Here is an 8460-nt window from a genome sequence, read left to right as displayed (position 1 = left end):
GATCGGATACGCCACATCTGAGGTATTACAGACTGCCAGGGGATAAAACGCCGCTGGATAACCAATGGAAGCTGGAAGGGTACAGCAATGCAGTCCAGGATAAGTATGGCCATGAATTTGCAGCTCCGGACGGGGACGTTGCTTACTACCATGCGAACTTGTCCAGTTATGACGACTTCAGGTCCTCTGTAACCCACTAAAATGTAGAGGGGGAAAACATTTGCGAAGATGCAAAAGCATTCTTCTCCTGATCATATTGGTATCCGGGATCTTTAATCCGTATTTCGGCTCCTCCGTTTACGGATCGACTGATATGCCGGAGGCAGCCAATCAATTGAAGAATGCGGAATTACTAATACGAGATTCTTCAGATTCTCATTCAGAGCCAGATAAACAAGCTGCAGATATGGAGCGAGAAGAAGCCGTTAAAAGTAAAAATAATTCACATAACAACGAAATAAATATACTTAATAAAGATATTATCATGCCCGATATGCCGAATATTTGGGTGAACAATGTGAGCTGGGACAGTAATGAAAAGCAGCTTGCCCTTCAGGATGGAGCGGATGCAGGCGGCAGCGGTGTGCTAAAAAGCCAGTACAAGATTGGTGACGGTGAGTGGAAGGATTACCGTTTACCTGTGCGCATTCTGGATCAAGATGCGGTCATCTATGCCCGCACGGTGGATCATGCTGGGAACAGCAGTGCAGTAGCTCAGGCAATGACGGCTATTGCCAAAACACGGCCGGCTACGCCAAGTATTCGGTTGAGCAGTTCTGACTACACGGAGCAACCTGTTCTCGTCACCATTACCGGTAGTCGTGCAGGGACAGAGAAGACCCAGTACAAATTAGGAGAATTTGGTCCTTGGATTGATTACACCGAGCCTTTTACCATCACCAAGGAAGGTAGAACTACGGTGTATGCTCGGGCTCTGGGTGTATCCATGGTGGTGAGTAATATTGCCTCTGCGGATGCCAAAATCCAATCTGCGGCTTCATCCGGTCCAGTTATGCGTACTGCTGCGGAATGGGCAGCTTTAGAATCGGGCAAAGAAGCAGCCGTTTGGGATCGAGTAATGAGCCAAATGAAGAATTGGGCATTGGCAATTGAGAAAACATTTGCTAAACAGACATCTGTCAAGTTGATGGAGAACGTTGTGAATCTCCGCTACTATAAGCTTCGGATTAAACAGCCTGAAGAGCAACAACGGGCTGGTAAGCATGGGGTGATCCTTTCGAGAAGAAGGATCCTTACTCCTCAGAAACGAAGAGGAGCGAATGCGATTGCCGGATTCATTCTTGTGTTGGTGTTACTTGGCCAAACACTGAGTTTATTTGTTCCTGCTGCGAAAACATACGCAGGTTCAGACGTTTACGTTTCCAACAATGATGGGAATTACACCAGTTTTTCCGGAAACTATGGTGGGACTGGTGGGGGCAACGATGCTGATGGTGGTACTTATCAATCCAATGGCCATTATTTTTTCGCGGAGGTAAGGTACATCGACATAGGGTATGACGTTAACCCTGGTCGATACACGATCAACTTTATGGCCAGCGGCTGGAGAGGAGGCATGAAGATTTATGCTTCCCAGACGGGGGATAAGTACTATAGTGGTGCCTGGACTGAAATTTCTGATTATTACATCAGCGGAAGTGAATCCTCGACGCCCTATCTTGGAAGTTGGAGAGTGCTGGATTCAAGCAAATTTCCAAAGCCATTCAGATACTTGAAAGTGGAAAAGGCAGAAGTAGACGGTCGAACAACAGGGGCTGTTGACGGAATTAACTTTAACATGGTCTATCAGCCGGATACATCAGGTCCACCTGCTCCAACGCTTACGGTTAATCCAACGAATTGGACTAATGGTAACGTTGCTGTGTCACTGAATGGGGCCAACGATCCCGATACAGGGCCGGTTACGGTTCAGTATCGGATGGACGGGGCAACCAATATTGGCTGGACAAGTGCCAGCACTGCAGTCATTTCCAATGAAGGGATCACGAATGTATATGGCCGCTCTGTGAATGTTGACGGCTATGCCAGTGCAGAGAACAGGGGGACGGCATATATTGACCGGACCGCTCCCAGTCAGCCAGCGATTTCTACGGATAAAACCGGAAAAGTAAATACAGATGTGCTGGTCAACATAACGGGAGGAAGCGACAGTATTTCCGGCGTTTCGAGAACAGAGTATTCGCTTGGCGGTGCACAGACTGCGGGCTGGAGTGCTGTAACCGGTTCTTTCAGGGTGACCGCAGAAGGACAGACCACTGTGAGTGCGAGAACGATCGATAACGCCGGGAATATCAGCTCAACAGCGACGACCGTTGTAACCATTGACCGAACTGGACCAGGCAAACCAACAATAACTCCATCCTCCACGCTGAGTAATCAAACGGTCACTGTGCAGATTGCGCCTGCAGGTGATGTGGATTTGAATTATATAGAGTACAGGTTGAGCGGAGCTATTACACAAACCTGGCAGCGGTACAACGGCAGTTTTGCCCTGCCAAGGGTCGAAGGAGAGACCATCATTGTTGCTCGCTCCATTGATACCGCTGGGAACTATAGCGGCGAGAATACAGCTAAAGTTTTGCTCGATATGACCACGCCAACCAGTCCAATGATTTCGCTGAATCCGAGCGGGAAAGTGACAAGTGACGTAACAGCAAGCATTACGCCTGGAACGGATGTTTTGTCAGGCGTAAGGATCACGGAATATGCCCTTGCCGGTGCCACCGTTGCTGATTGGAGGACCTACTCGGGTTCCTTCCAGGTGACCAGCGAAGGACAGACGACGGTCAGCGCCAGAACCGTGGACAACGCAGGCAATATCAGCAGCGTAAGGACAGCGGTCATCCATATCGACAAAACGGGGCCTGCTAAACCTACGATCGTACCGTCGAAAGTACTCTCGAATGTGGCCATACCTGTAGAGATTGTGCCTGCTGCAGATAGCGATTTAAGGGGGACGGAATATAAGCTGGATGGTGCAGTGACACAGAGTTGGCAGACCTATAGCGGACGGTTTTCCGTTCCTGCGGTTGAAGGAGAAACGATCATCACTGCCCGCTCCTTTGACGACGTAGGTAATCTTAGTGCCGTAAGCGCAGCTTCCGTTCAGATCGATACAACCAAGCCGACTAATCCGGTAATCATAACGGATCCACCCGGTAAAGTGGCAAGTGACGTTTCAGTCAGTGTCACACCTGGAACGGATGCATTTTCTGGTGTTGAGAAAACAGAATACGCATTGAGCGGCGCTGAGAATGCTGACTGGAAAGAAGTGAAAAGTCCATTCACGATCACTACTGAAGGAAAGACGGTTGTCAGGGCGCGAACCATCGACAAAGCAGGGAATGCCAGTGACGTGACCGAGGAAATCATTCGGATCGACCGGACAAGCCCTGGCCTGCCGGAGATTCAGCCTTCTAAAATGGTATCCAACCGCGATATCCGGGTAACCATTGAACCACCGGCCGACCAGGATACCAGCCTGACGGAATATAAATTGGAAGGATCAGTAACGCAAGACTGGCAGCCGTACACTTCTTGGTTTGTTATACCTGCTGCTATAGAAGGGAAGACGGTGATCACTGCCCGTTCCACAGACGATGTAGGCAACGTGGGGGAAGAAACAAGCGTTACGGTTCTCGTCGATACTACCAGCCCATCCGCACCAATAATTGAAGTAAGCAAAGCGTCTCCAAGCCCTGAAGATGTAAGTGTTCATATCCGCCCGGGAACAGACGCCGGATCGGGTATGCATAGGACGGAGTATATTCTGTCTGGCGCAACACAATTTAAGTGGCCGGTAGACGCGGCAGATGATTTTAACGTGTCTGCTGAAGGTACGACCGTGATCACGGCACGCTCATACGATCAGGCTGGAAATGTCAGCGAGGAAGCTGTCTATGAACTGACGATCGATAAGTCGAAACCAGAAGTCACTGTGACTGCTGATGCCGAATACGCTCAAGATGCTATCCGGGCAAAATTTAAATTTGCAGATACGCTTTCTGGCATCGACAAACGTTATATTCAAGTTTCTGATTCACCTGATGCACCACAGACCTGGACTTCGGTCGATAGCGATACGGAGACCACGATCACAGATGAGGGCATCTGGTATGTGCATGCTAGAGCAATCGATAAGGGCGGTAATGTGACTGATTCGGAACCGTTGCGTGTAGTGGTAGACCGGACGGCTCCAAGCGTGCCGGTGATTACTGCAACAGAGGACGACTATACTGCCGGCAATGTGGATTTCACGGTGGACGGCAGCACCGATTCGCTCAGCCCGTTTTTTTATGAATACCAAGTTGGTAATGGATCCTTTGAGAAGGGCAGCAGCGGCAGCATAACGGAAGACGGTACAGTAGTGATCTCTGCCCGCGCCATCGATGCCGCGGGGAACGTGAGTGCCATAACCAGCAAGACGGTATATATCGATAAGCAGGGACCCGTTTTAGACATCGATCCGGACGGTCGCGGCTGGTCGGATGATGACATCCAAGCTTCCGTTTCCTTTTCAGATGCAGGATCGGGCGTCGAAGAGAGGTTTTACAAAATTACGAATTCCCCGGAAGCACCAGTTACCTGGGATGTAGCAGCCGATAACCGGGTGGAAGTAACAATCCAGGATGAAGGCATTTGGTATATTCATGCCAAAGCGGTTGACCAGGTGGGGAACGAAGAAATAACCGTTTCGAAGCCGTTCCACCTGCAGGAGGAACCGAAAGCTCCAAGCCTATCGGTACAGTCGGTAAAACAGGATGAGGCGGTCCTCGAATGGTCTTTGCCAAGCGGATCTGCTTATACAAATGGTTATAAATACACCTTGCACAACCAGTCCACTGGCCAACGTTTCACCGCTGATTATCCGGAAAACATATTTACCGTTACAGACCTGCAGCCGGGTACCCGCTATCCATTCGAGATGATCGTGAGCAATCATGTGGGAGACACAACCAGCAACACCGCAGAGGTATTAACTCTTCCTGCAGCTCCGCATCATATGGTTGTGTCGCCAGTCCAAAATGATTCCAGCCAGATCCTGGTCAGCGCGGACCCTGTTCAGTCGGCAACTGCTTATCGCTTGAGGGCTGTACAGGCTGATACTATGCAGGAGGTATTCAATGAGACGGTTACGAGCAGCGTATATGCGCCGGTGCTGAATCTGCAGTCGGCTACGTTCTATGACATTTCCATATCCGCGATCAATGAGAGCGGAGAGGGCCCTGCCACACATCAGTCCATTATGTCTCTCCCGGCATCCCCAGGATTTACGTATGTCCGGATTGGAGAGCAGGATGTTGATCTGCAGTGGGACAGCGTAACAAGCGCCACTTATTATGAATTGGAACGGGACAGCACAACGGTGTACGACGATGTGTATAACGCCTTCCATGATATCGGTCTGAATTCCGGAACCGAGTACAGCTATCGCTTGACCGCAACGAATGAGTCCGGCAGTGGGGATGAAGCGAGGTTTGATCTCATTACGCTTCCGGCCAAAGCCGAAGACTTCCGCAGCCTGGACGCAGGCGAGGATTGGATCCGGCTCGGTTGGAGACATGTACGGGGCGCAGCGGGTTACTGGCTCTCGGTTGATGGCGGTTCGCCAGCAAAACTGAGCGCCGATCAGAACGAAATCACGATCCGGGATCTGCCGGCTGGCCAATCGGCTCAGTTTACGATCCAGGCGTATAACCGCAGCGGTTTAGGGGTAACAGAAGCAACTTATGCACTGACGCTCCCGCTGCAGGTGGACGAACTCCGATTCACTGAAATTGGCGAGAAGAGCGTTAAAGTGAGCTGGGATGCAGTGCCTGGCGCGACCAAGTATCAGGTAAGCATGAATGGAGAGACAATGACCGTTTCCGATACGTTTGCTGTTTTCAATGGGCTTGAAGGCGGAACGGCCTACAAAGCAAGCGTAGCCAGCGGAAATTCCTCCGGGTTTGGGAAAGAAGTGGACGCAAGCGTACTCACGCTTCCGGCAGCCCCGCAGGAATTGAAAAGCGTGAACGCGAAGGATACGTCATTTACCTTGGCATGGACGCCTTCGAAGAGCGCGATATCATACCGGATAGAACAGGAAGGATTTGGGGATCTCGGAACTGTGACCGGGCCTGCTATTACTGTGGGTGATCTTCTTCCTGGGATTATTTATCACTTCCGTGTCTTCGCCGTAAATGACAACGGAGAAGGGGGCTACAGCCGATTCACACGGCGGATGTTGCCGAGCGATATGCAAGAAGGAAGCCTTCAGGTTTCTGAGATTACCTCATCCACCGCCCAGGTTGCCTGGAAGGAAGTCAACGGCGCAGACTTCTACCGAGTGTATCTGGATGAACAACCTATCGGGGAAACGACAAGCCTGGCTTACGATTTAAGCGGTTTAAGTAGCTCTCAGACCTATGTCGTTGGAGTAGAACCTGTAAACAGTAGCGGAAACGGGAAAGTGCTTACAGCGGCATTTGAGACGCTACCAGCGGGGGATTTCAAATTAAGCAGTGAGCATACTACTGATTCCGTCACGTTGTTTATAGAAGATGTGCAGCCGAATGACACCGTGGTTGTATCCTTAGCCGGCAAGGAGGTGTATCGCGGCAAAGCGAATCAATTCACCAAAAATGAATTGGCTCCTGGAACAAGTTACACCTTTACCGTTTGGACAGAAAATACCGGGGGAGTGAAGTCCGATCCGAAAGAGCTCACGGTGCGGACGGACACGAAGCCATCCGTGGGAACTGGTGGAGGAGGCGGTCAAACAACGATTATCGAAGAACCTTCGACACCCATTAAAGCTCCAACGGAGCTTGATGTTGGTATCCCAGTTGCAGATGTAAATTCCGGGGCGACATTATCTTCAGATAAGGCATTCGTCGATATTGATACAACCTTTAGCCGCGATAAAATTAAATACTTGGCTGCAAATGGAGTGATCGTGGGGGCGACAGAGACTACCTTTGAACCGAATCGGAAAGTTACACGAGCTGAATTTACGGCTATGATGGTTCGAGCCCTAGATATTCCAAAGGCTTTTGAAAAGGCACTGAGCTTTAAGGATACCGACTCAGGGGCATGGTATATTCCTGAATTACAGACAGCCATCACGCATGTGGTTGCGCGAGGATTCAGTGAGGACATATTTGCTCCAAATGCTGTGATTAATCGGGAACAAGCCTCCAAAATGATCGGTAACGCTATGAGGAATTTACCAAAAGATGCGCTTGAGAAGGTATATAAGGATGAGGAAGATATCTCGAAATGGGCCAAAAGTGAGGTTATGGGCTTGACCAAAGAACTGTTAGTTCAGGGGTACCCAGACGGGACATTCCGTCCGAAAAGCGATGTTACTCGCGCGGAAGCTGCGGAGATGATCTTTAATATGCTTCAAAAGCTTTGATGAGATTAAATTATTGATTTGGAAATGTGCTAATGAAGACGAAACATGGCATGACGATTTCAAGAATCGTCGTGCCATGTCTTCCGATCATGGACGGCTTCCACGTGCCTTCCAATACCTTAGGCTGAGTATCGAGGCTCAGATTACGAAGTCAGGAACTTCTTGCAAAATAGCATCTTCCTTCTTCATAGATTAGGCACTTTTTTTGAACCTAGGTTTCATATACACTGACGTTTTCCTGGATGATTTACTTCGTAGTGATTTCCAACTGTACGAGGCGGCTAGTATGGATAACATTTACGTTATATGATCTAGGGTACCTTCGCTGACTGTTACGTTTCCGTTGCCAAGAGCTGTCGCGGACTTAGCTCCAAGTGTTCCATCGTTGATCTGGTTCCGCCGGAGTACGTATTTTTGCCTTCCAGCTTCAGAGTGCCTGTACCTTCTTTGGTCAGCTTGCCTTTGCCGGAGATGTTGTTGCTCCAACTGACCTCAGCATTAAAACCTCCATGACGGCTACGGCTCCGTTGGGTTATAAAATGAAAAAGGAAATTTCATCGAATAGGGTAAGATACCTATTTTCAAAGTATCAATAAAAGCAGGCTCTAAAGTAGATATTAAGATGAACGGGGAGAAAGCTGGTTCCTGCCATTTCTGAAAAGTGACGCCTCAGCGTAGTACTTCTATTTCTATGTGAAACTCCCGCTCTTCATAAAGGTGGGAGTTTTCCTGATTAATTATAAGGGGAAATTCTAGTTGCTATTATTCTCGTGTTTATGTTACATTATTAATCCAGTCTTTGATTAAAAGTGGCTGGTGAGCAAGATGGCGAAAAATAATGCTTGCCAATATGATTGATTCTATGTTATATTCTAATTCCGGTCGCGAATTCAAGATGCGAACGCAAGAATAAAAGTTTGATCTTTGAAAACTGAACAACGAGTGAGTAGATTTCACGAAGTGAAATCGCCCCGTGAAGGTTTTTGGTACATGTCTATGACAGTATAAAAACCGGAACGGATCATTGAGATATTTTATCT

At 48.9% G+C, this 8460-nt stretch carries 3 protein-coding genes; 2 read left to right on the top strand and 1 reads right to left on the bottom strand.

Going from position 1 to position 8460, the window contains the following annotated elements; genetic code table 11:
- Both OIN60_RS17415 and OIN60_RS17410 read left to right on the top strand, forming a co-directional pair.
- Nucleotides 1-200, top strand: a 200-nt coding sequence (locus OIN60_RS17415; protein ID WP_305756142.1) for a hypothetical protein, incomplete at its 5' end; no start/stop codon positions are given.
- A gap of 20 nt (nucleotides 201-220) precedes the next feature.
- Complete coding sequence (locus OIN60_RS17410; protein ID WP_305756141.1) at nucleotides 221-7420, top strand: OmpL47-type beta-barrel domain-containing protein; 7200 nt, start codon at nucleotides 221-223, stop codon at nucleotides 7418-7420.
- A gap of 332 nt (nucleotides 7421-7752) precedes the next feature.
- On the opposite strand, the gene OIN60_RS22665 is transcribed toward OIN60_RS17410, so the two are convergent.
- A complete protein-coding gene (locus tag OIN60_RS22665; RefSeq protein WP_370872529.1) occupies nucleotides 7753-7851 on the bottom strand; it encodes a hypothetical protein in 99 nt (32 codons plus the stop codon).
- Between the last annotated feature and the right edge of the window lie 609 nt (nucleotides 7852-8460).

The sequence above is a fragment of the Paenibacillus zeirhizosphaerae genome, assembly GCF_030705605.1.
Lineage (GTDB): Bacteria > Bacillota > Bacilli > Paenibacillales > Paenibacillaceae > Paenibacillus > Paenibacillus zeirhizosphaerae.
This window is presented reverse-complemented; position numbering and strand designations above follow the sequence as displayed.